The organism is Nostoc sp. (assembly GCF_036917655.1).
GTDB lineage: Bacteria > Cyanobacteriota > Cyanobacteriia > Cyanobacteriales > Nostocaceae > Nostoc.
Window position 1 is genome coordinate 55,339 of record NZ_JBALCY010000071.1, and the last position, 24,297, is coordinate 79,635.

At 41.8% G+C, this 24,297-nt stretch carries 20 protein-coding genes and 1 tRNA gene; 12 read left to right on the plus strand and 9 right to left on the minus strand.

The features are described from left to right. Positions 1 to 173: 173 nt before the first annotated feature. The 4 genes from V7K30_RS25920 to V7K30_RS25930 all read left to right on the plus strand — a co-directional run bounded on the left by V7K30_RS25920 (position 174) and on the right by V7K30_RS25930 (position 2,565). Positions 174 to 1,772, plus strand: coding sequence for an Hsp70 family protein (locus V7K30_RS25920; RefSeq protein ID WP_335004214.1), 1,599 nt, complete (start codon positions 174 to 176; stop codon positions 1,770 to 1,772). Positions 1,773 to 1,880: 108 nt separating this feature from the next. Further along, positions 1,881 to 2,015, plus strand: a complete 135-nt coding sequence (locus V7K30_RS34385; RefSeq protein ID WP_442941106.1) for a hypothetical protein — start codon at positions 1,881 to 1,883, stop codon at positions 2,013 to 2,015. 60 nt (positions 2,016 to 2,075) lie between these two features. Further along, positions 2,076 to 2,180 (plus strand): hypothetical protein, encoded by a 105-nt coding sequence (locus V7K30_RS34390; protein WP_442941108.1) that lies wholly within the window; start codon positions 2,076 to 2,078, stop codon positions 2,178 to 2,180. Next, on the plus strand, positions 2,164 to 2,565 hold the full coding sequence (locus V7K30_RS25930) for a helix-turn-helix domain-containing protein (protein ID WP_335004216.1): 402 nt from the start codon (positions 2,164 to 2,166) through the stop codon (positions 2,563 to 2,565). The genes V7K30_RS34390 and V7K30_RS25930 overlap by 17 nt, the downstream gene beginning before the upstream one ends. A gap of 33 nt (positions 2,566 to 2,598) precedes the next feature. On the opposite strand, the gene V7K30_RS25935 is transcribed toward V7K30_RS25930, so the two are convergent. The 4 genes from V7K30_RS25935 to V7K30_RS25950 all read right to left on the minus strand — a co-directional run bounded on the left by V7K30_RS25935 (position 2,599) and on the right by V7K30_RS25950 (position 5,733). Then, positions 2,599 to 3,162: a Uma2 family endonuclease gene (locus V7K30_RS25935; protein WP_335004218.1), complete on the minus strand. Its 564-nt coding sequence runs from the start codon at positions 3,160 to 3,162 to the stop codon at positions 2,599 to 2,601. A 159-nt stretch (positions 3,163 to 3,321) separates the two neighbouring features. Further along, complete coding sequence (locus V7K30_RS25940; RefSeq protein WP_335004220.1) at positions 3,322 to 3,864, minus strand: L,D-transpeptidase; 543 nt, start codon at positions 3,862 to 3,864, stop codon at positions 3,322 to 3,324. A gap of 607 nt (positions 3,865 to 4,471) precedes the next feature. Next, positions 4,472 to 4,987: a L,D-transpeptidase gene (locus V7K30_RS25945; RefSeq protein WP_335004222.1), complete on the minus strand. Its 516-nt coding sequence runs from the start codon at positions 4,985 to 4,987 to the stop codon at positions 4,472 to 4,474. A gap of 113 nt (positions 4,988 to 5,100) precedes the next feature. After that, on the minus strand, positions 5,101 to 5,733 hold the full coding sequence (locus tag V7K30_RS25950; protein ID WP_335004224.1) for a bifunctional 4-hydroxy-2-oxoglutarate aldolase/2-dehydro-3-deoxy-phosphogluconate aldolase: 633 nt from the start codon (positions 5,731 to 5,733) through the stop codon (positions 5,101 to 5,103). Between the two features lie 211 nt (positions 5,734 to 5,944). Here V7K30_RS25950 and V7K30_RS25955 point away from each other — a divergent pair, with 211 nt between their 5' ends. From V7K30_RS25955 to V7K30_RS25970, 4 genes are all read left to right on the plus strand, one after another. Next, complete coding sequence (locus tag V7K30_RS25955) at positions 5,945 to 6,220, plus strand: hypothetical protein (protein WP_335004226.1); 276 nt, start codon at positions 5,945 to 5,947, stop codon at positions 6,218 to 6,220. Between the two features lie 550 nt (positions 6,221 to 6,770). Further along, positions 6,771 to 7,043, plus strand: coding sequence for a GlsB/YeaQ/YmgE family stress response membrane protein (locus V7K30_RS25960; protein WP_335004228.1), 273 nt, complete (start codon positions 6,771 to 6,773; stop codon positions 7,041 to 7,043). A 753-nt stretch (positions 7,044 to 7,796) separates the two neighbouring features. Beyond that, a complete protein-coding gene (locus V7K30_RS25965) occupies positions 7,797 to 8,627 on the plus strand; it encodes a metallophosphoesterase (protein ID WP_335004230.1) in 831 nt (276 codons plus the stop codon). 167 nt (positions 8,628 to 8,794) lie between these two features. Continuing rightward, positions 8,795 to 9,628 (plus strand): metallophosphoesterase, encoded by an 834-nt coding sequence (locus V7K30_RS25970; RefSeq protein ID WP_335004232.1) that lies wholly within the window; start codon positions 8,795 to 8,797, stop codon positions 9,626 to 9,628. Positions 9,629 to 10,142: 514 nt separating this feature from the next. On the opposite strand, the gene V7K30_RS25975 is transcribed toward V7K30_RS25970, so the two are convergent. From V7K30_RS25975 to V7K30_RS25990, 4 genes are all read right to left on the minus strand, one after another. Beyond that, on the minus strand, positions 10,143 to 10,919 hold the full coding sequence (locus tag V7K30_RS25975; RefSeq protein WP_335004234.1) for a hypothetical protein: 777 nt from the start codon (positions 10,917 to 10,919) through the stop codon (positions 10,143 to 10,145). 293 nt (positions 10,920 to 11,212) lie between these two features. Then, a complete protein-coding gene (locus tag V7K30_RS25980) occupies positions 11,213 to 11,995 on the minus strand; it encodes a WD40 repeat domain-containing protein (RefSeq protein ID WP_335004336.1) in 783 nt (260 codons plus the stop codon). 113 nt (positions 11,996 to 12,108) lie between these two features. Next, positions 12,109 to 12,768, minus strand: a complete 660-nt coding sequence (locus V7K30_RS25985) for a J domain-containing protein (protein ID WP_335004236.1) — start codon at positions 12,766 to 12,768, stop codon at positions 12,109 to 12,111. Positions 12,769 to 12,890: 122 nt separating this feature from the next. Continuing rightward, a complete protein-coding gene (locus V7K30_RS25990) occupies positions 12,891 to 13,502 on the minus strand; it encodes a J domain-containing protein (RefSeq protein ID WP_335004338.1) in 612 nt (203 codons plus the stop codon). Between the two features lie 28 nt (positions 13,503 to 13,530). Here V7K30_RS25990 and V7K30_RS25995 point away from each other — a divergent pair, with 28 nt between their 5' ends. From V7K30_RS25995 to V7K30_RS26010, 4 genes are all read left to right on the plus strand, one after another. Next, on the plus strand, positions 13,531 to 14,628 hold the full coding sequence (locus tag V7K30_RS25995; protein WP_335004238.1) for a tocopherol cyclase family protein: 1,098 nt from the start codon (positions 13,531 to 13,533) through the stop codon (positions 14,626 to 14,628). A 33-nt stretch (positions 14,629 to 14,661) separates the two neighbouring features. Then, positions 14,662 to 14,735, plus strand: a tRNA-Arg gene (locus V7K30_RS26000). Between the two features lie 810 nt (positions 14,736 to 15,545). Next, on the plus strand, positions 15,546 to 16,883 hold the full coding sequence (locus tag V7K30_RS26005; protein ID WP_335004240.1) for a P-loop NTPase fold protein: 1,338 nt from the start codon (positions 15,546 to 15,548) through the stop codon (positions 16,881 to 16,883). Then, entirely contained in the window at positions 16,853 to 21,994 is a 5,142-nt protein-coding gene (locus V7K30_RS26010) for an nSTAND1 domain-containing NTPase (protein WP_335004242.1), read from the plus strand. Before V7K30_RS26005 ends, V7K30_RS26010 begins: the two co-directional genes overlap by 31 nt. Here the strand turns inward: V7K30_RS26010 and V7K30_RS26015 are convergent. Beyond that, the gene (locus V7K30_RS26015; RefSeq protein ID WP_335004244.1) at positions 21,945 to 24,287 is read right to left on the minus strand and encodes a dynamin family protein; all 2,343 of its coding nucleotides are present in this window, start codon (positions 24,285 to 24,287) and stop codon (positions 21,945 to 21,947) included. The genes V7K30_RS26010 and V7K30_RS26015 overlap by 50 nt on opposite strands. Positions 24,288 to 24,297 lie beyond the last annotated feature (10 nt).

A 24,297-nucleotide genomic window follows, 5' to 3' on the forward strand; every position in this document is an offset into this window, starting at 1 on the left:
CACCGGACAGAATCTATATCTGGGTTGGGATTTCTCCGTGATGAGAAATCTGGGATAGCTTGCTTCTTTGCAGAAGTAAGCATCTGGGCGCATTTGCATTGTTGGTGGCTTATAGAGAATAATCACAAATAAAGCAGCTTTGGCCTCTTCGTGCGAGAGAATAAATATAAAATATGGCGATCGCAATCGATTTTGGTACTAGCAACACAGTCATTGCTCGTTGGAACCCTGTAACCCAGCAGCCAGAAACCCTGAATCTACCAGGTTTATCAATTAAACAAAGTCTCAATCCGCCACTGATTCCCAGCTTGGTTTATGTTGAAGACGCAGCCCAAAATAAAGTCTTAGTTGGGCAACAAGTACGCGATCGCGGTCTTGACCTCAAAGGCGAAACGCGATTTTTCCGCAGCTTCAAGCGGGGCATCGGTGCAGATATCCAAGGTTTCTTACCCGAACTAGATGGGCAAATTGTCACCTTTGAAAAAGTAGGGCAATGGTTTCTCACCCAAGTGATTGAACAACTAGCACCTCTGCAAGGTGGGTTAGATTCTCTAATATTAACCGTACCCGTAGACAGTTTTGAAGCTTATCGTCACTGGTTGGGGAAAGTTTGTCAAGCCCTTCCCGTCGAACAGGTGCGGATGCTGGATGAACCCACAGCCGCCGCCTTGGGTTATGGCTTGGCAGATCAAGAAATTCTCTTGGTGATTGACTTTGGTGGCGGTACTTTGGATTTGTCCCTTGTCCGCTTGGATCAAGGTGTACAAGCAACCACAAAGCCTCTGGGATTTATCCTCAAGTGGGGTAATAAGTCCCTGGCTGAAGATTCAAAACAAAAAGTCAAAACAGCCCGTGTCCTGGCGAAAGCTGGGCAAAATTTGGGTGGTACTGATATTGATAATTGGTTGGTAGATTACTTTGCTAAAACTCAAGAGTTGGCGATAAGTCCCTTGACAACACGATTGGCAGAACGGGTAAAAATTCAGCTATCAACCCAAAACCAAGCTAGTGAAGTTTATTTTGATGATGAGACATTTGAAAGTTATGAACTGGAACTAAACCGCGACACTTTTGAAAATATCCTCAAAGAACACGCATTTTTTGAGTTATTGGATGAGTCGATGACGACACTGTTGCAGCAAGCAAAACGCCAAGGGATAGAACTTCCTGATATTAATGCAGTTTTGTTAGTTGGTGGGACAGTGCAATTACCAGCAGTGCAGACATGGATAAAACAGTATTTTGAGCCAAAAAAAATCCGTTGCGAACGTCCCTTTGAAGCGATCGCTCAAGGTGCATTACAGCTAGCTCAAGGTGTGCAAATCAAAGACTTTCTCTACCATAGTTATGGTATCCGCTACTGGGATCGCCGCAATCAGCGTCACAAATGGCATTCTTTAATTAAAGCTGGACAGGCATATCCAATGAGTCAGCCAGTGGAATTAGTCTTAGGCGCTTCTTTGGAAAATCAGCCCAGCATTGAATTAATTATGGGAGAATTGGGAGCAGATACAGGCAATACTGAAGTTTATTTTGATGGCGATCGCTTGATTACGCGCCGGATGGACAATACCGAAACCAGCGTCAAACCCCTCAACGATCAAGAAGGCGCGAGAACAATTGCCCAACTGACACCAGCCGGATATCCTGGAAGCGATCGCATCAAAATTCTCTTTCAAGTTGATGATCAACGCTTTTTGCGAATCACCGTTGAAGACTTGTTAACGAATGATACGCTTTTGGAAAATCAACTTGTGGCACAATTGAGCTAGATATAGCGTTTCCTAATCACATGAGCTACATCATAGCCCCCTCTCGAAGAGCGGGGAGGGGGTTGGGGTGGGGTTCTTGTACCTCACTCAACCGAGAACCGCTATATAATGCACATCATCAGTCGTAAAAAGCTGCGCGAATTTTGTCAAAAGTATGCTGACTCTTGTGATGCACTTAACAACTGGTACAAAGCTGCCAATAAAAGTGCATGGAATAATCTTGCCCAAGTGCAAGCCGTTTAGCCTGAAGCAGAAGCTGTTGGGAATTTCACTGTTTTTAATATCAAAGGCAATAAATATCGTCTGATAGTTGATTTGGTTTACAGCGACCAAATAATTTATCTTAAATACATTTTTACGCACGCAGAATCCGATAAGGATAAATGGAAAAATGACCCTTACTTTTAACCGTGAAACTTATGCTAGTTTGCTTGCTCAATATCAACCCAAGGTTATCAAAACAGATGAGGAAAACGAGCAAGCTATTACCCTAGCAGAGGAACTGTCTCATCGAATTAACCGAACTTTGGAAGAGTCGGCATTATTAGACCTCTTGATTGCTCTAATAGAAAAGTATGAGGATAAAAATTATCCAATGGGAGAATCAACCGTACACTCAATGCTCCTCCATCTGATCGATGCTCAGAGTGTTAAGGAAGCTGACTTAGTAGCAATTCTCGGTTCAAGAGAAGTTGTTTTTCAAGTTATGAGTGGAAAACAAGAAATCACTCAGGAGATGGCCAAGGTATTAGGGAACTTTTTTCACGTTGATACTAGTTTGTTTGAGAATTAGGCGTCGCACCTTCTCATTTCAGCCGAGTTATTTCTAGCCACCCATTTTTAACCATCCAAAAACTTGGTTGACGGTTAGTGCAAGTTCAATTTCTGGTAATACAGGTAAAAAATCTTCTCCCTGGAGTAGCACTGGCTGTTGCTCTGGTAGAAATACCAAAATACTGAAGTCATCAGGATCAAGAAACCATCCCAGGCGGCTACCATACTTTAGACAGTGAAGAATGTTCCCAATTACTTTGTTGGGTTTTTGTTCTGGCGAAAGAATCTCAATCGTCCAGTCTGGTGGAAGTTCAAAATTATCAGGTACTTGATAATCAACGGTGAACGGTATGCGTTTCCACTGAAATACAGCCACATCAGGTATGATTGAGCGATCGCCAAAAGTACACCGTAATTCGGGAAATGCATAGGCAATCTTCTGATTTTCCGCAACTTCATTAACAACAGCACCGAGTTTGGCTTGCAAGCGGCTGTGTCTCCCTTTCGGCATTGGCTTTTGAATAATCTCACCGTTAATATATTCGCTTGCAGGCTTTGTTTCTGGGAGCTTCAGAAATTCCTTCAGGGTAAGTCGTTGAGTAATTGTGGCGCTCATGGCTCCTGAATCCCTCGAAGATATGTTTTTAGTCTAACAGTATATATGGACAGGTGCGTTAGATTCGGTAAACGCACCTGTCCATACATCAAGGTAAGAATTCCAGCAATGATTAATTCATCCTCACGATAATTCGTAATTGAAACTCTTAATTAGGAATTATTTCCGCACCACTACTAAAGTTCCTGTTGAAGCCCAGCTGTAAAGATTACGAGCTTGCTGAACAGGTAAATTTACGCAACCGTGGCTGACTGGAGTCCCAAAACGGTGATGCCAGTAAGCGCCGTGGATAGCATAACCTCTGTAGAAATACATTGTGTAAGGAACATCAGGAATATTGTAGTCCTTGCCTCGCATCCGGTGAGTGCGATACTTAGAATTAATCCGAAATCTACCTATGGGTGTGGGAGTCGATCGCTTACCTGTGGAAATGCGGTATGAATGAATAACTTTATTACCTTCCCATGCACGTAAGCGTTGCTCTGACAGGTCAATTTCAATCCAGCGAGATTGGGATCTTTGCCTGATATTATTAAATGCAGTGATGTTGTTTTCATCAACTGACGTGGCTGTTGCTGTAGTCGAGTTGGGTGTACCTGTTAACGGTGATGACCAAGAGAATAAAGTCACCACCATCAGCGCCACGCTTGTACAAAAAGTTCCAGAGGAACGAATTCCACCACTGCGAATCCAGGTTTGCATTGTGCCTCATCTTATAAACTACGCAAAAATCATGAAGTGAAGTAATTTTCTGGAAAACTACAAATTTCCAGAGTGACTACTAGCTTCCTGTCGAGGATTTACGCAATTCATCCGCTAATGCTTCTCAAGACAAGTCCTAAGCTAATCTGCGTCCCATTTGCACATTTGTCATTTGTTATTGACTAGGGAACACAGATTTATTCGTAGGGTGTGTTACGGCTTCTGTAACGCACCAAAAATATTATGATGGTGCGTTATGCCCTTGGTTAACGCACCCTACGAAACAGAAGTTTTGCATTTTGTTTAATCCACATTCCTAATGACTAATTACAAAGGACAGCCTTTACAAAAAATCTGTCATTTAAATGCCTAAATGCAAACTTTCCCCGAATTCATATTTGCATTTGTAATTTCACACAGGAATTGTCAGGATTTACGCTTATTTCTTTGGGCAAATTGTTGAATGCCCTCTTCTATATTTTATTTTAAGTTCAGTAATTCCGACTCCGAAGATTCCCAGCATCAAATATTGCTGGGAATCACTCAATTGTCTTGATTTATTGTTATTTATGATTTTACCTAAATTGCTTTTTGGCTGCTTTACCTACTATTTCTGGATGACTACTGGTGTCCCTATTGATGCCCACTCGAATAGCCATTTAGCATGTTTAGGTGCTATATTCACACAGCCGTGGCTGACTGGAGTGCCAAATGTCTTATGCCAGTAAGCTCCGTGAATAGCGTAATTACCTTGGTAAAACATCGCATAAGGAACATTGTCAACATCGTAGTCTTCTCCCTGCATCCGCGTAGTTTTGAACTTGGATTGAATTTTAAAAGTACCAACAAGAGTAGGAGTAGCTTTTTTGCCAGAGGAAATAGCACTTCCATAAACAACTCTGTCACCTTGCCAAGCGATTAATCGTTGCTTTGAAAGATTAATTTGAATCCAGCGTTGATCCGATTGTTGTAATGTCTGGATTGTTTGTGCAATCACTTGATCTTTGGAATTCGCCCAAACTTCACTGGTTCCACTAGTAGTAAAAACACTTAAGGATAGTGCTGTACCAGTAAGGAGTATTTTTAAGTGACGCACCCAGTCAGGATAAATCAGTTTTTTCATTTTAGATACACTCACACTCAAATCATGGGGTTTTGAGAAACTTATCAGTTTTCACCTTTATTTCCCTATTTATTACTTTAATAGACGTGAACTTTTGATGATTTGATTCTAAGTTAAGCTAACTGTCGCATCAGCTTTCTTGCTCCAGATGCGATCGCTTCCCAATTTCCCTCTGTGACAAGCTTTTTGGGAAATAATTCACCGCTCAAACCGACAGCGATCGCTCCGGCTTGCAAAAATTCTTTGGCATTTTCCAGAGTGACGCCGCCCGTAGGAATTAAGGGAATCTGACCCAGTGGCCCTTGCAAACTTTTGATATAGTCAGCCCCTCCCACTGCTTGCACGGGAAACACTTTTACACAACTAGCGCCCTGACTCCAGGCGGTAACAATTTCTGTAGGAGTCAGCGCTCCTGGGATGATGGGCACATTTTTTTCTTGTGCTGCTTGAATCATTGCGGGGTCAACATGAGGTGTGAAGAGGAATTGCGCCCCAGATGCGATCGCTTCTTGTAACTGCTGCACATTGAATAGCGTACCAGTGCCAATGATACAGGCTGGTAATTCTGAGCGGAGTTGACTGATTAATTCCCCGGCGCGATCGCTATTCCAGGTAATCTCTATTAACTGCATTCCCCCAGATGCTACAGCCATTGCCATTTGCTGTCCCACTTCGATTTGAGAAGCGCGGATGACTGCGATCGCTCGGTGTTTTTGCAACTGTGATAACCAAATTTGATTAGGCATTTTGACTGGGAATTAGGGGCTGAGGACTAGAGAATAGTTTTCCTAATACCTAATTTTCAATACTAATGCCCAGTACCTAATGCCCAATGCCCTTAAAGCTTGCTTCTGACATCAAGCTATGAGATATTGCATATAAATAACAGTAAATCTATCGAGTTGCCGTAATTTAAGATTAAATATCTCAGTATTTGGGTCTAAAGGAGTTATTAAAATGACAATTGCCCGACAAAACACAGCAACATCCTTACCAATCACCATTCACGATTCCGAAAGCGTGGATATAGGCAGCCTGTGGAAGCTTGTGCAACTAGGTACATCACAACTAAAGGGATTTTGGTGGCGCACTAAGGCATATGTAACGATTCTGGGCGTTATGCTGCTAACTTTGGTAAGCCTGATTTTCCTAAGTACGCATTGGTCTTACCGCAGATTGTTCCCATTTATCAGCCATCGAGTCATGAAGAGTGATGATGGGATAACCAATTAAAAATTAAAAGCTAGACATGAAGTTGCGACGCCGATAGCGTACCCCTACGGGGAAGCAAGCTACGCGAACGCTTAGAGCTAGAGCGAGTCTTATCCCTACAGCCCTTCTCCTAAAGGAGACGCTCTTGCGTTCGGGCATCCTACGGCAGGCGCTAGCCTCTCCCAATGTGAGAAGGGGAGACGCTTTAACGCAACGAGCATCACGAGCGTCATAGCCCATCGTCTCAATCACCTGATTTTGCTTCCTTTACATTACTTTAGAGACAGTCTTTGAAAACTCAGCTTAATTCTTCTAGTAGAGGATAGAGCTAATTAAAAAGCCATATACTGCAATTACCAAGCAATAGTTTAATAAGCTCCTAGTTAAAGACCTACTAGGAGTTTTTTTTAATTGATTATTTACCTGCAATCTGATGTATATCAAAAAACCTAGTTGCAATTAAACTATTCCTTATGGCTATTAATGATTAATTCTGATGGTAGATGGGGTCAAAAGATTAAGATTGCTAATATATATTTGTGAGTAAAAAACGTTTACCGAATTAAAAACAATGAATATTGTTGCTTGGATTGTTTTAGGTCTAATTGCTGGTGCGATCGCTAAGGCTATCTACCCCGGTCATCAAGGTGGCGGAATCCTGGGAACAATCGTACTAGGAATCATCGGTGCTTTTGTTGGCGGTAGTTTAGGTGTATTCTTCAGTACAGGAACCTTAACTTTAGCAGCTCCTAGTCTTAGCATCCCTGGTATTGCGCTAGCAGTTCTTGGTGCAATTATTGCGGTTTTCCTGTGGAACTTATTAACCAACCGTAGTGCTGTATAAAAACGAATCGCGGACAATGAGCGAGGAAAACTTAGGAGATTCATTTAACTATTTTTAACTGTGCATTAAATCAAACAAAAAAATAGTGCTAACCTGTAATTAGGTTGGCGCTATTTTTTTAATTATTGATAAATAAAATAATAATTGCTGGTAATCTAATGCCGTGCGATCGCTGTTAAAGAATTTCCAATTAAAAAAATATCCATTAATTGTAGGGTGTGTTAGCGATAGCATAACGCACCGGGACAGATCAAGATGATGTATGGTGGTCGATTACGAATTTTATTAAAAGTCTTAATTAGCTCTAACAATTCCTATACCAGGTTTTCTTTCAATGTAATCTGCTAAGTTGATAAAATCTTCACGCGGGTAGCATCTTCCGCCAACCAGATCAAACGCTAATCTACTAGCAGGATTTTCTGGGTTTTCGCCCTGACTGTTTTATTGGTATATAACAAAAAATTTGAAAGCTTGAATCCTACCAAAATCGTTAGTGGATAAGCTTAAATATACTAATTAGACAGTCAGAGGGTTTTCGAGTATATATATACCCTTTCAGAGAAATGCACCATACTCTGACATAAATTAACAGCAAAGTTACATCTGAAAGTTACGTCTGATTTAAATAAGTATAAATACGTTAAAATCTATAGATTTCATAAAATTTTCAATAACTTGCACTGGTCGCTACATACAAACCAACAATGTTCAGTTAAGCTGTAAGCACTATGATTGAGCTTTATTGAACGTCTTATGCATTGGTTGTTATCTGGGCCGTTGAGTATAGAGAAATTGACGGTTAACATTGCAGGGTTGCCTGCATCGTTACAAGGTAAGAAGCTGGTGCAGTTGTCAGATTTTCACTACGATGGTTTGCGGCTGTCAGAAGATATGCTAGAAAAAGCGATCGCAGCTACTAACGAAGCTGAACCAGATTTAATTTTATTAACTGGTGACTACGTAACTGACGATCCAACGCCGATTCAGCAACTGGTACTTCGACTCAAACATCTGCAAAGTCGCAGTGGTATCTATGCTGTTCTTGGTAATCACGATGTCTATTACAAACACGCAAAATCAGAAGTTACAAATGCTCTTACTAGCATTGGAATTCACGTCCTTTGGAACGAAATTGCCTATCCACTAGGAAAAGAATTGCCACTTGTTGGACTGGCGGATAGTTGGTCAGGGGAATTCCACCCCGCACTAGTCATGAATCAACTAAACCCCGATACACCCTGCATCGTTTTATCCCACAACCCAGATACTGCGGAGATACTGCAAGCATGGCGAGTCGATTTACAATTATCGGGTCATACTCACGGTGGTCAAATCGTGATTCCCGGAATTGGGCCTGCGACGTTGTTTTACGAAAAGCTTGTAAAAAAAATACCTAGAAGAGTGCGGCGTCTAGTCCCATTTTTGCAAGTAAATGTTTCTGTAGTCAACCATTGGGAGTGGGCACAGGGTTTTCATCGGCTAGGAAAAAATCAGCTATATGTCAATCGGGGTTTGGGAACTTACCTCCCAGGACGCTTATTTTGCCGCCCAGAAGTTACTATAATCACGCTAGAAGGTGAATAAGAAGGCAGGAGGCAGAAAGAAAACCCCATAACTAAATTCAGCGATTTCAAATAAATCAATTAGTTAATTGTATCTGGAGTTTGTGACATAAATTATTGCAGTTTATCAAGTTACATTTTGATATTTGGTAAGCTATAAGCGCTGGTATGAGGAGTATCGGTTGCCTTATGCATTGGTTGTTTACGGGACATTTAAGAGTAGATAAAATAACGGTTAAGATTGCGGAACTTCCAGCATCTTTACAAGGTACAACGCTAGTGCAGTTGTCAGATTTTCACTATGATGGTTTGCGGCTGTCGGAAGACATGTTAGAAAAAGCGATCGCACTTACTAACGAAGCTGAACCGGATTTAATTCTATTAACTGGTGACTACGTAACTGACGATCCGACGCCAATTCACCAACTGGTGCTTCGACTCAAACATCTGCAAAGTCGCTGTGGTATCTACGCCGTACTTGGTAATCACGATATCTATTACAGCCACTCCAAAGCAGAAGTTACAGAGGCGTTAACTAGCATTGGGGTACATGTGCTTTGGAATGAAATCGCCTATCCACTAGGAAAAGAATTACCATTGGTAGGACTAGCTGATTATTGGTCACGGGAATTTTACCCTACACCAGTCATGAATCAACTAGACTCGGTTACACCGCGCATCGTTTTATCCCATAATCCAGATACAGCCAAGATATTGCAACAATGGCGCGTAGATTTGCAACTATCTGGTCATACCCACGGTGGTCACATCGTAATTCCCGGCATTGGGCCTGTAGTATTCTATTATAAAAAGCTACTCAAACAAATTCCCAAAAAATTACGGCGTTGGGTAACATTTTTCTTAGGAGACTGTTCTAAAGTAGTGCGATATTGGGAGTGGGCACAAGGGTTTCACAAGGTGGAAGAAAATCAACTATATGTCAATCGTGGTTTAGGAACTTATAAACCAGGACGTTTATTTTGCCCGCCAGAAGTGACTGTAATTACCTTAATTAGTCGTTAACAATTCTGAACTTTTTAGCTAGCTCAAAGCAGAAACCGCCTAAAGCCATGATCGAAAAATATCAGCAGCTTGGGGCGGTTTCTTGAAGATTAGAGAATTCAGAAGTAACTAACTTAAATTTTGGTGGACAGCATTCGCGATCGCTTTACTCAGAAATGCACATCCTTATATTCCAACTAGGCAGGCATTCTCTGGCTGTGCGTTCTAAAACCTCCAAAACAACTCATTGAACTCAACGCAAAAATACATTCAATGGATGCCACAACTTTGGAGCGATCGCAAGAACATTAGAGCAGGAGGCACAGGCTCTAACTTGAAAGTTTTATTTAACTTTTAACCTGTTTGTACCTTGCTCTTAATCTAGCATTCTGTTTGTTCAGGTACACCATATGTTTACTAAACTTGAATACCATTCATTTATCGCAACAATTCCGAAATATTGCTTAAAAATTGTCCCACTTGTATGTTGGCATTAATGCCAGCATTATCAAGTGGGCTAAAAGTTCAGAAGCCGTTATTGACCAGAACCGCCTGTAGTAGCATCACCTGTGGTAGAAGAACCGCTATTAGATTTACTATTTGATTGGTCTACCCCTTGAGGTGGAGTGGTTTTAGAGGTATCACTTTTCGTACCTGGAGCGACAGTATTAGTAGAAGTATCGCCCTTGTTCTGCGAAGTCGGAGTAATACTAGTTGGATTTGCCGTCGGACTTTGTGCCGCTTTCGGGGTTGGCTGGGTTACAGAAGGTGCTTTTTCTGCCGCAGGCTGCTGGGGTGGAATAGTAATGTTAATATCCGGTTGGCGAGGTGCAGATGGAGGTATAACCTGCTGTTGTGGAACAGGAACAGGAACAGCAACAGGAACAGGTATTTCCCTAGTTCTTTCGATTATCCTCGTTTGTGGTTGAGGAGATGCATTGGGGGTTGGACTACTCTTACTCGGTACAGGAACCACGACCGGCACAGTATTGTTAACGGCTGCGTTATTCTGCTGGTTGAAGTACCAGACCCCACCTACAACCAAACCAAGCAGGGAAGTAATGATAATACCCAACAGCAAACCACGACTAGAATTGTTATTGTCACGCTCGGCTAAATCAGCTTGCTGATTGCTACGCTCAGTATTTCGACCTTGTACGTAACCGTTACTGAAAGAGTTGGGATTAGCTGGGCTGTTCTTGACTGTTTCAGTAGTTCGCGTCAAGTCAGTGTGAGTATTACCATTAGTATCAGTGTAAAATTCTTTCTTGACTTCACTGTTTTTGCTTTCAGATTCATTGGGAATAGACATAGCTATTGATTTCACTCCTCGATATTGATATTGACAAACTAAAGCTTTGTAAGAACAAGAGGTTTTAATGAGTTGAAAAATGTATGTTGCTGATAAATATTGGGTTTTATTTGCTACCTAATCGTTGGTAATTCTCACGATAACTTATGTGATCAGCAAGTGGCTCTATCTCTAGGGACTTAATACTTAATCAAAAGAAAGAGTATCCCAAAGATGGATGTTATTACGCTGTGATCTGATGGATTGATAAAAATCTAGTAATTTACTGAAATCATCTAAATTTTTAATTTGTCTTAGACATGGCAGCGCCAAAGCTTGATTGTCATGTCTCTACTACCACTAATCAAAGTTTTGCCATCAGGACTGAAAGCGACAGAGTTAACCCAATCCGAATGGTTATCCAAAGTGTAAAGTTCTTGTCCAGTACTAACATCCCATAGCTTCACAGTATGATCTGCACTACCACTAGCGAGATGCTGACCATCGGGGCTAAAAACTACAGACCAAACATAATTATGATGTCCCGCAAGTTTTTTAATTAGCTTACCTGTACTGATGTTCCATAACTTGATAGTCTGGTCATAACTGCCACTAGCTAAAATTTGCCCATCAGGGCTAACGGCAACACAAGTCACCCAACCTGAATGCCCGTTGAGAGTTTGTAGCAGTTTTCTACTCTTCAAATTCCATAGCTTAATGGTATTGTCTGCACTACCACTGATTAAAATCTGCTGCTTTGGGCAAATGGCAAGGGAGTAAACCAAGTAAGAATGACCTTTGAGGACGTGCAACAATTGTCCCATGCCTATATGGGAAATCTTGATAGTGGTGTCTCTACCGCCACTGAGGACAGTCTGACCATCTGGACTAATGATTACAGAAAAAACTGGGGTTGAATGTACTTTGAGGATGCTGAGTAATTTACCTGTGTTGAGATCCCAAATCATCATGTTGCTGTCATCACTGCCACTAACCAGAGTTTGGCTATCTGGGCTAAAGGCAAGGCATCTTACCCATTTTGTATGACCAGTGAGAGTATGTAGCAATTTCCCTGTGTCCAGATGCCAAATCTTGATGAACCTATCCCACTATTCAAAAAACCCCTACTTCTTTTCGTAAAATGTGCTTGAAAACCTTGATTTTTCGTTTTCGGTTCTCAATAAGCTTAAGCTTTGTAGCACAAATATTATTAGTGGGATAGGTTCATAGTATTATCACTACTTCCACTAGCCAGAGTTTGCCCATCTGGACTGATTACAGTTGTAAAAACCCAGTTTAGATGACTCAGGGTGTGTACACATTTCCACGGTGAAGGTTGAGGTGTTGGTGGCGGTGTTGGTGGCTTTGGTGGTGGCGGTGTTGGTTTGGGTGCTGCTTTTTTCTGTTTCTGTTCCAGTTCTATAGAATTTTTCAAATCTGACTCGGCTCTATTTTCGTATCCTAGTTTCGAGCAAGCAAGCCCTCGATATTTATAGGCTTCAAAGTAGTTGGGATTTAGACGAATTGCTTTGCTAAAGTCTTCAATTGCTTCAGTATATTTTCCTCTTTGAGCTTTCTCCATACCAAGTTTGTAGCAACTTTCAGCATTGGATGGAGTGAAATCAATTTTGGTAGAAGTAGAAGCAGATTGATTTATATCATTTGACTGATAAGACTTTAACCTTGCATAAGCTTGATTAATTTCTTTGATTTTTTCTTCCGCTTCTAGCTTTTGCTGCGGTTGGAGAAAACAATCTGGATGCCAAGTCTTAGCCATCTGGCGATAAGCTTGCTTGACCTGATCAACAGATGCACCTGGTTTCAACCCCAGGATATCGTAAACATGATTTATATCAAAGCGATCGCTCATACTCAGAATACTAAGAACTCAGCAGCAAACAAGTTATACTTAGTATTCCCAATTATAAGTATTATCTATCTAACTCAAGGTATGGTGTCGCCATCTAAAGCGTCTTAAACTATATTCGCTTCTCATCTCCAACGCCGATTGAGCCGCAGTAACCTTTTTATCCCTTGACAAAATCTTTGGATTAGAGGTCTAGGTTTAGATACAGCATTAGGTGAGCGTGATGTCCGCGCAGCGCCCGGATTTATTAACTCTTGTTCTATTTGTGCAGCTTTATTTAAATCTGAAGCGGCTCTATATTCGTATCCTAGTTGAGAGCAAACTAGCCCACGATATTTATATGCATCAATATAGTGAGGATTGAGACGAATTGCATGGGTAAAATCTGCGATCGCATCCTCATATCTTTCTTTTGTAGCATTCTCTACTCCCAAAGTATAGAAAGTTTCTGCATCCCAACGATTGACAGATATTTTTGTGGGATTTGTAGGCGAAGATGAAGATGGATTTTCACTAATGGGAGCCTCGGATGGACTTTCAGATTTGAGCTGGTTATAAGCTGCGTTGATTAACTTGATTTTTTCCTCAGCTTCCTGTTTTTGCTTTTGGTCAAGAAAGCGATCGGGATGCCAAATTTTCACCAATTGACGGTAAGCTCGCTTCACCTGTGCTGACGACGCACCGGGTTCCAACCCAAGAATTTCATAAGCATGATTGATATCAAGGTCATCGCGCATACTGAGAAATAGGCAACTATGTAAATCTATGTTAACTATTCCCATAAATCTTCTCCAATCAACCCAAACCCCCCATTCTGGTTATCACTGGGATGGTAGTAGTCGTCGCTTCTTTGAAGGCTGGTATTACCGGGTCACTTTGCCGGAAATTGGGCAAACATTCGCTTTTATGTACTCCATCGAAGACCCCATCGGCGGTAAACCCTATAGCGGCGGTGCAGCCCAAATCCTCGGCCCGGATGATGGGTATTTATGCCGGACTTTTCCTGATGTGAAGAAATTCTGGGGTAGTCGAGATGTTCTGGGTTTAGGTCATTGGGGTAAAACGGATTTGCAAGTTTCTCCCCTATACCTGCTCCCAGCAGAGTTTAAGCATCATGTTCAAGAGGGTTATCAAGCCACAGCCACCTTGAATCAGGGAATAATTCGCGATCGCGCCACCAATAATTATTGCCGTTGGCAGTATGAAATTCAACCTGTATACGGTTGGGGCAATAAAAATAGCATTCAGCAATCAACCGCAGGCTGGGTGTCATTCTTGCAGATTTTTGAACCGGGATGGCAAATTTTGATGGCTCACGGTTTAGCCAGTGGGAAGATTGACTGGAATGGCAAAATCTACGAATTCACCAACGCCCCAGCCTACGGCGAGAAAAATTGGGGCGGTGCTTTTCCCCAAAAATGGTTTTGGATAAATTGTAATTTATTTGAGGGCGAACCTGACTTAGCATTAACTGCTGGCGGTGGACGCCGGGGTGTGCTGTGGTGGATGGAATCTGTAGCGATGATTGGGTTGCACTATCAAGGCAAGTTTTACGAATTCGTTCCTTGGAATTCACAAGTAGATTGGGAAATTCAGCCTTGGGGTAGATGGCAAATGAAAGCTAGTAACTCCAATTACGAAATTGAATTGACAGGAACTACGGATCTACCTGGTACACCTCTCCGTGCGCCCACAGCAGAAGGTCTAAGATACTGTTGCCGAGACACCATGCAAGGAAAGTTAAATTTAGAGTTACGAGAATTAAATGGCAGAAAATCTCAAATAATCTTAAAAGCAGAAAGTTTTCTTTGTGGTTTAGAAGTAGGTGGAGGCTCTTGGGAAAATTGTTGGCAGTCTCGCTAAAACTACTGCTATGATTATATATGCTTCCTAGTTGGGGTTGTAGCTCAGTTGGATAGAGCGGACGCCTCCTAAGCGTCAGGTCGTGCGTTCAAGTCGCACCAGTCCCGTAAGCAAAAAATCCCTAAGACCTTGACGAATAGGAGGTCATAGGGATTTTATTTTTTCCCATAGTCGCTGGAAAACAGTAAAAGTATCCTATATTTGAACCACAAGGGACTGACAAATAAAAAAATACTCAACTACTTCTTGTGGGGTGGGCGTCTCACCATTGGTGTCAACTTAAGCAAAAACCCCTTTAAAACCTCGTTTTCAGCCTCTGGCTGGAAATGCACCTCAATTGCGGCTCTGCCGCTAGTCTTGAGGCGGCAGCCCCCATATTAGGCATTCCCAGTCTGAGACTGGGAACGAGGGAATCTATCAAAGCTTTGTGTAGATTGGTTTTTACGTTAAGTTGACACCAATGGCGACACGAGCGCCCGTAGCCGAGGGCGGACAAGATGTTCACCCCGCAAGATTGGATAATTTAATTATTTGTTGTCACTCCACATCCCCACTAGCGTATGGTTTAATTACCTAAAAATTGCTGTAACAGAACTCTATATTCAAAAACACTCCAAAATTGTACCTAACAGTACCTTTTTTTGGATTGGATATTTTTAATATTCATAAGATAAACTTATTTTGTATCCGAAATTTTTGGAAGTATTACTTCTAGTAGTATTTCTGCTTACTTCAAATCAAATATCAGCCTTGCCTTGTGCTAGATGAAACCTAGATATGAAAAATCATCCTGAATGCTGCTAATTTAGTTAGTATTTTGAGTGAGATCTACTTAAATTAAGGCAGAAATTCCCTAAAACTAATATATTTATTCAGTAGATTTTGTCATCCCCATTCCTGAGTGAACTCGATTAGTTATGCTCCTAGATTTAGAAAGATTTTATCAGGCTTGCAATCCGAGCAGACCTCTAATCATAGGAAATGCCAGCGATCGCAGGTACTATATCGATTTTGCTGCGGTGCGGGGTGGCAAAATCATTGAGGCTTTGCAGCGCACGATCGCTCGGATATCGCCGGATGCACCAACTTGTCAGCTATTTACAGGACATCTCGGCTGTGGAAAATCAACAGAGTTGTTGCGCCTCAAAGCTGAGTTAGAGGAGCAGCAATTTCATGTAGTTTACTTTGAGTCTACCCATGTCTTAGAAATGGCAGATGTGGATGTGACTGATATTTTGTTAGCGATCGCCGGACAGGTGAGTGAAAGCCTAGAAGCGATGAAAATTAGGCTCAAACCTACCTACTTTACCAAGTTGTTTGGTGAAATTGTCGATTTTCTGCAAACGCCAATTGACCTTGGGGTAGAAGCAGAGTTGTCTGTGGGAATTGCCAAAATTACAGCTAAAACTAAAGAAAGTCCCCAATTGCGGCGGCGGTTAAGAGATTATCTAGAACCGCGAACAGCAAATATTTTACAGTCAATTAATCAAGAATTGCTAGAACGTGCCAACAAGGAACTGAAAACCAGGGGTAAAAAAGGACTGGTAGTCATTGTTGATAACTTGGATAGAGTCGCAATTCGACCTTTACCATCGGGGCGATCGCTGCCAGAATATTTATTTATTCAGCGCGGTGAACAGTTACGCCAACTGAATTGTCATGTAGTCTACACTATTCCCTTAGCCCTGACTTTCTCCAACGATAGTGCCGAACTTCAGCATCGTTTGGGGGGAGGAGTCGCACCAAAAGTCTTACCGATGATACCTGTGCGTTTGCGCTCTGGGGAAATTTTCCCTCAAGGGCTAACAATGTTGCGGCAAATGGTGCTAGCTAGAGCTTTCCCAGACATTTTGGCTAGTGATCGGTTAGGCTTAATTACAGAAGTGTTTGATAGTCTGGAAACCTTAGATCGGTTGTGCTTGATTAGTGGTGGTCATGTCCGCGATTTGCTAGGGTTACTGTTTGACTGTCTGCGAGAACAAGATCCACCCTTTAATCGGGAGTGTGTCGAACTGGTGATTCAAAGACAGCGGGATTACCGAACTAACGCCATCGACCCCCATGAGTGGGAATTAATCTTTCAGGTGGTGCAACAGCAGAGAGTCAGAGGTGATATAGAATACTACACCCTATTGCGAAGTTTATTTGTATTTGAATACCGCGATCATCAGGGAGCTTGGTTTGCCGTCAACCCAGTTTTAGCAGAGACGGAAAAATTTAAATCATGGTTGAACGACACCCACAAGCAGATATAACAGCAGCGAATGAGCGAGCTTTGCGGAGTTTGGGGAGAGCAATTGCCCTTTCTAGCGGTCAATTCTCCCTAGTTTTGGTGTGCTGCAATTATCGAGTTTTGCAAGAGCAAATGCTGCTACGACTCGAAGAACTCTCTTCAGGAGTACATCAAATTCAAAAGGTAGTTCTGCCGCATAATGCTAGAAGCCTTTACACAACTATTCATTTACAACTGCTAACCAAAGATAATCCGCCATCGGCGTTGATGATTTTGGGTTTAGAGTCAGTAGATGGACTCGATGATCTACTTAGGTCTATCAATCATATTCGGGATGAATTTCGCAAACGCCACCCATTTCCAATGATTTTGTGGGTGAATGAGGAAGTGTTGCAAAAGGTGGTGCGTTTAGCACCAGATTTCGCTAGTTGGGCAGCTACACCAATTCAGTTTGGAATGACAACTCAATCATTGCTGCAATTTTTGCAACAGGAAACTGACTCTTTGTTTGCCACGGTGTTAGCCACTGATGCTGCACAACACCAACCTCCTCAAGTTGCAAAGCATTATTCTACTGTGGAGCAAGTCTGGGAACATAGCTATGAACTCCACTTTGCCATTAGAGAGTTGCACAATCGTGGTATTACCTTAGAGCCAGAATTACACGCTAGTTTAGAATTTGTTTTTGGTCTAGATAATTATATTAGCGATCGCATTAATACAGCTTTAAGCCATTTTCAACAAAGCTTGCAAGTTTGGCAAAAGCTGGTGGAGACAGGGGATGAGGGAGCAGGGGAAGTAGGGGGAGACGAGGGGGATGAGGGAGTATTTTCTTCCTCAACGCCTCCTAATCGCCCATCTCCACTACTTCTGCGACAGGGAGTTTTACTGTTTTATATTGGGCTGTGTTATTGCCGTTTTGCAGAGCAAAATCAAACAGAAAACCGCCGCCATTGGTACACAGCTAAATCTTATTTTCAGCAGTGCTTGAATATTTTGCAGGTGGCTGGGCGTTCAGACATAGTTGCTGGATTTATTGGTCAACTCGCTGAAGTTTTGCAATATCTGCAAGAGTGGGAAGAGTTGCAGACGGTTGCTCAAAAGTCTCTGGAATTACATCAAACTTATGGTAGTCAAATCCAATTAGCTTGTGACTACGGTTTTCTGGCACAAGTGGCTGTGCAGCAGTCGCGGTGGGTACAGGCGAGTATATTAGCACACGTATCACTGCTGAAATTAGGTGAGGCGCAAAAGCAGAACGACCCTTATAACTGCTTATTTCCATTATTATTGGGGCAAATTTACTATTTAGTTTTAGCGAAAGCCCAGCGAAATTTAGGTGAACAAGAAGTAGCTCGTGAATACCTGGACAAGGCGACAAAAGAACTGCCAGCAGCCTTAGAAAGCAGTGCCCATCAATACGATGCCCATCGTTATATTCGCCTATTGCGGAGACTGCGATCGCTGTACTTTGAAGAAGGGCGCTATTTGGAAGCCTATTACATTCGACAGAAACGGCGTTCTGTTGAGCAGCAGTACGGTTTTCGGGCTTTTATCGGTGCAGGGCGCTTGCAACCGCAAAGACAGGCGACAAACCCAGCATTGATGTCACCTTCTGGAAGTAGTAGCGTTGCTTTAGAAATTGCGGCTTCTGGTCGAGAGCGTGATATTAATAACTTAATTGGGAGAATTAGCCGCGCCGATCAAAAATTGACAGTGATTCACGGTCAATCAGGGGTGGGTAAGAGTTCTATTGTAACTGCGGGCTTAGTTCCAGCACTGCAAAATCGAGCCATTGGCGATCAATTAGCCGTGCCTGTGGTGCTGCAAGTTTACACCGATTGGGCGCGGGAATTAGGGAAATCTTTAAGTGAGGCGATGTCTAGTGACGCATCCCTGGCCATCTACGCTGATATTAAGCCAGAAGCAGCCATTGAACCGGAGGCTTTGCCCTACTCTGGCACACCGATCACCATCGTCAGAATTTTACAACAACTAAAAGAAAATGCTGACAACCATCTGATCACAGTTTTAATTTTTGACCAATTTGAAGAATTTTTCTTTGGTTATAGCGATCGCAATCAAAAGCAAGAATTTGATAAATTTATTAGCGACTGCCTCAATATACCCTTTGTTAAAGTCATCCTTTCCTTGCGAGAAGATTATTTACATCGTTTATTAGACTTTAAACATCTTTCGGCACTGGAAGCGATTAACAACAATATTCTCGACAAGCATATTCGCTACCAGTTAAATAACTTTACGCCAGAATATGCCAAAGCAATTATCCGAAAATTGACCGAGCGATCGCAGTTTAATTTAGAACCTGCTTTAATTGATGCCTTAGTCGAAGATTTATCCACAGAATTTGGTGAAGTCCGTCCCATTGAATTGCAAGTTGTCGGAGCGCAAATTCAAGATGAGCGAATTACTACACTAGAAGAATATCAGCCATATAGACCTAACAAACTCATCGAACGATATATTAAGGAACTAATTAAAGACTGCGGCCCAGAGAATGAACGAGCCGCGTTACTCGTCTTATACTTATTAACAGATGAAAGTAACAACCGACCTTTTAAAACTCGTGCTGAATTAGCGGCGCAGCTAGCAGAGTTAGAAGATGCTGGCAAATTAGAGTTAGTCTTAGAGATTTTAGTTAGCTCCGGTTTAGTGGTACAATTCCCTGATGTACCAGAACGCTATCAACTGATTCACGATTATTTAGTAGACTTGATTCGCTACCTGCAACAACAAGAATCGAGCTTACAGGTACAACTAAATCAGTTGCGCTACAAAGTAGAACAGAGTCAAGCTGAGATTGAGCGACTTAAGAGCGAACTAAGCCAAAAGAAGCAGCGCTTCAAATTGGTAGATCCTCATCCCCAACATGGATTAGACTTATTAACAGAATTGCGAGAATTACACAAGCGGGAAGAATTGAGTCAGTTAGAAATTGAGCAATTACGAGCTGAACTCAAAGAAAAAGAGTTAACAGCTAAACTTGCAGAAAGTCAAAAGAAACAAAGGATCAGTGAAGCTCAATTAAATCGTTCGTTGAAAATTGCCCTGACTGCTTGTGTTCTCGCCATATTAGGATTAAGTGTTTCCATAGTGACAGCAGTAGATAGCGAAATTAAAACCCTGAGTGCATCTAGTGAAGCCCTCTTTGCCTCGCAAAAAGGTATTGATGCTTTAAAAGAAGGTTTAAAAGCGGCGAGAAAATTACAACAAACAGTCTGGGTAGATTCCTATACAAGAGAGGAAGTACAGACGGCACTCTATCAAGCAGTTTCTGGGGTAAGAGAGTATAACCGCTTAGAAGGGCATATATCTGGGGTAAATAGTGCTACATTCAGCCCCGATCGCTCTTTAATTGCCTCAGCTAGTGCGGATACTACAATTAAACTTTGGCGTCCTGATGGTAGCTTAGTCAAAACCTTATCGGGGCATGAAGATGTAGTTAATAGCGTCAGTTTCAGCCCAGATGGTCAAATCGTTGCTTCCGCCAGTCAAGACAAGACGGTGAAACTTTGGAGTCGAGAGGGTCAACTGCTTGCTACTCTATTAGGGCATAAAGCTGTGGTGAATAGTGCCAGTTTTAGCCCAGATGGTCAGATTATTGCTTCGGCGAGTACAGACAAGACAATAAAACTTTGGAGTCGGGATAACAAGCTACTCAAAACCTTGCAGGGACATGATGGTGCAGTTTTAAGTGTCGCTTGGTCGCCTGATGGTCAAACCATTGCTTCCGCGAGTGCTGACAAGACTGTGAAATTGTGGAGTCGGGATGGTAAGCTGCTAAAAACCTTGCAGGGACATGATGATGCAGTCAAAAGTGTAGCTTGGTCGCCCGATGGTAAAGCGATCGCTTCTGCTAGTTTAGACCAGACTATCAAACTGTGGAGTCGGGAGGGTAAACTACTGCGAACCTTATCGGGGCATAGTGCTGGAGTCACCAGCGTCAGTTTTAGCCGTGATGGTAACACGATCGCTTCCGCAAGTACCGACGAGACAATCAAACTTTGGAGTTTTGAAGGTGTGCTGCTGGGAACTCTGAAGGGACATAATAATTGGGTTAACAGTGTCACTTTCAGCCCAGACGGTCGCACCCTCGCTTCTGCCAGTCGGGATAAAACTATTAAACTTTGGCATTGGGACGATGTGCTGCTGCGAAAGCCCAAAGCTGATAATGATGACTGGGTTACTAGTATCAGTTTTAGCCCAGACGATCGCACCTTAGCAGCAGCAAGTCGAGACAAAACTATAAAACTTTTCAGTCGAGATGGGAAACTAATCCGTATTTTCACAGGGCATAAAGGTCAAGTTTGGGGAGTTAGTTTCAGTCCTGATGGTAAAGCGATCGCTTCGGCTAGCAAAGATAAAACGGTGAAGCTTTGGAGTCTCGACGGTAAACTACTCAACACCTTACAGAGTCATCATGATGCCGTCTTGGGTGTAGCTTGGTCGCCTGATGGTAAAGCGATCGCTTCGGCTAGTAAAGATAAAACGGTGAAGCTTTGGAGCCGCGACGGTAAACTGCTCAAGACTTTGCAGGGACATGAAGATGCGGTGAATTGGGTGAGCTTTAGCCCAGATGGCAAGTTGCTAGCCTCAGCCAGTGATGATAAAACCGTGAAAATCTGGAGTGTGGATGGTAAATTGCTATACACCCTAACTGGTCATAGCCGCCGGGTAAATGGGGTTGCTTGGACACCTGATAGTCAGGCGATCGCCTCAGTTAGTATTGATAGCACGGTGAAACTTTGGAGCCGGGAAGGAAATCTGCTAAATAATCTTGCGGGGGATGGCGATAGTTTCATCAGTGTGAGTTTTAGCCCCGATGGTAAGACTCTAGCAGCTAGCAGTGATGACAAAGTGAGGATTTGGAACCGAGAAGGGACATTGCTGATTGCTTTGAAAGGTGATAGGGATGAGTTAACCAGCGTCAGTTTCAGCCATGACGGCAAAACTTTGGCTGCGGGTAGTGGCAATGGCACAGTAATTTTCCGAGATTTGGCAGATATCAAACTCGAAAATTTACTGGCACGGGGTTGCTATTTGCTACACGATTATTTGAAAACTAACCAGAAAGTGATGAATAGCGATCGCGCTTTGTGTTCTGGTAGGTAATGCCGATTTTTAATGCAGTAGATAATTGGCGCAAGCGATCGCTAACTTCTAAGTTAGACTCCTGCGATCGCAATTCTGGTGGTATCTCTGCGAACAAAAGCGGATTTTCTTGCAACCATTCGTTATGGGCAATCCCCGTCCATGTGCCTTCCTTTTCCCTAAAACTATCAATCAAGCCCTTGAGTTCTTGAATGCAGTACGATTCAAAACCTGCTGCTTCAAAAATTGCAGCACGCAAGTATTCTTCAAAAGCATTGATATCATTTTCAACTTCAAATGTTACATCGTCTTTGGGAGATTGAAATTCGCTGGAAACATCTATAGTAATTTGTGTGACAACATTAATAATAGGTGCTACGATTCCTTTTATTCCTAAAATTTGTTGCCTTGTCTCAGGATTATAGAGTAATTTATAACCATATTTTGCATATCTTTTAAGAACTTGAAAAGCGGGTTCTTCTCCCATGTAATAGTTATCAACTATTTCAATGTCTACACCAAGGCTCTTAGCAATTTTATCGCGGGCATCGCTATTAAGTGGAGCGCGAATTAATACTTCTGCAACCGGACGGGCAAAACGTAAAAATAGGACACTTAAGCTATTTTCTAGCTTAGATAAAAAGTATTCTTCCGATTTATCAATTAATCTTTCTTTTACTTGCTTGCTGCCCCACAATAATGTTGTCATGTATTCAACTAATTTTAATGCCTCATCTTTCAATTCTAGAGCGAGTTGTCGGGCTATGGAAGATAAAAGCTTGCTAATGTCGCCGTATAAATCTTCACGCCAAGCGAAATTAGCTTTCATGCGGTCAAACTGTGGGAATGAGTTAGCAGCAAAGATAATATCTTTTTTTATAAATACTTCTGCTTTCAGTTTTTGAATTTCACTAGCGACAATTTGTAGATATCTCTCTTTAAATTTTGCGAGGCTGGTTGCAGAATTAGCCGTTAAATTATCAAGAGAGTTATTGGCAACAGAAGAGTCATAAAATTTTTGGAGATCAGCTTTCTTCTCTTCCCATCTATGATTCCACCATTCGCTAAACAAAACTCGTCTACGGTCTTCTTCAAATCGTTTTGCTTCTTCAGGGTTTTCAGGATAACGTGTTTTAACTAAGTTATAAATTTCTTCCGAAGTAGTTAATATTGTATTTATAGAAGCCTCGCATCTCTTTTTTAAGATAAATACACGTTCAGTATTAATATAATTAAATATTTTTTCTTTTATTTCTGGAATTCCAGTACCTTTCTTATTTAAAGTTTCCTCATCGATAATTCCAGTTAATCTTTTTAACTGGGCTTCGATATTACTTGCGTCACCAATCTCTAACCTTGTCTGTTCTCCAGCTAATCCATTCAAAACTAGATATGCTCCCGCCGAACCAGATATAATACGTTCCTGTGGAAGTTTGGCACGTCTAAACCAATCTTGAGATGCTTCTTCAATATGAGTTTGAAGTGCTTCGGGAGTAGCTAATGAGTCAATACGACTTAAAAATACAAAAAGTTTATCAGCAACGGTAATATTTTTGTCACCAAGTTCTGTGAATTTGATGATTTCTAGTTCCTTCTCTCTCAGGCTAGTAAAACGCTGTACTAATATTACAGCATCGCAATCTGACAGCATTTCCTTGGCTTCATCAACGTGCTTTGCTAAACCTGAATCTAAACCAGGAACATCATAAAAAACAATACCTTCAGCTTGGGCAAGTCTGTTGGTATAAAGTCTCGCTTCTAAAACAGCATGAGCATACTTTTCATCTGCTACATACTTCTTGAGTGATTCCCTAATATCGTCTAAACGAGTAAATGGAAAAGTCCGATTACCTTCTTTTATTACTTGCTGCAAAGTAATTTCATTTTCTCGGATAGTTTTGATATCTTCCTGGGCTTTTGCTGTTTCAAGCTCGTTTAATAAATTGATAAATTGTTCTTCTGTTTTCGCTTGTACTTCAAGCTTTTGCTCAGTGTCATTTTCAACCGAATAAATTTGCGTTGTTGTAAATGTACACCTTCCTCCCTTGGCTGGAAGTAAATCGCATTCTAACCAGGCATTAATAAAAGTACTTTTTCCTGCTTTTTCTAAACCGACAACTGCAATGCGAAACTCTCGCTTTTTCAGCCTTTCAAGTTGACGACGGGCTGGTTCTGCTTCTTGTAACAGTATTGCTTTTAATTGAGATGGAATTTCGGCTTGAGGTAAATTAGCTAAATTAACCGCGTATCGCTGTACATTTAGAGCTTCACTTAAACGAGCCTCATAGTAAGAAGATGCTGTTTTCCAATCCATTTAAAGGTTC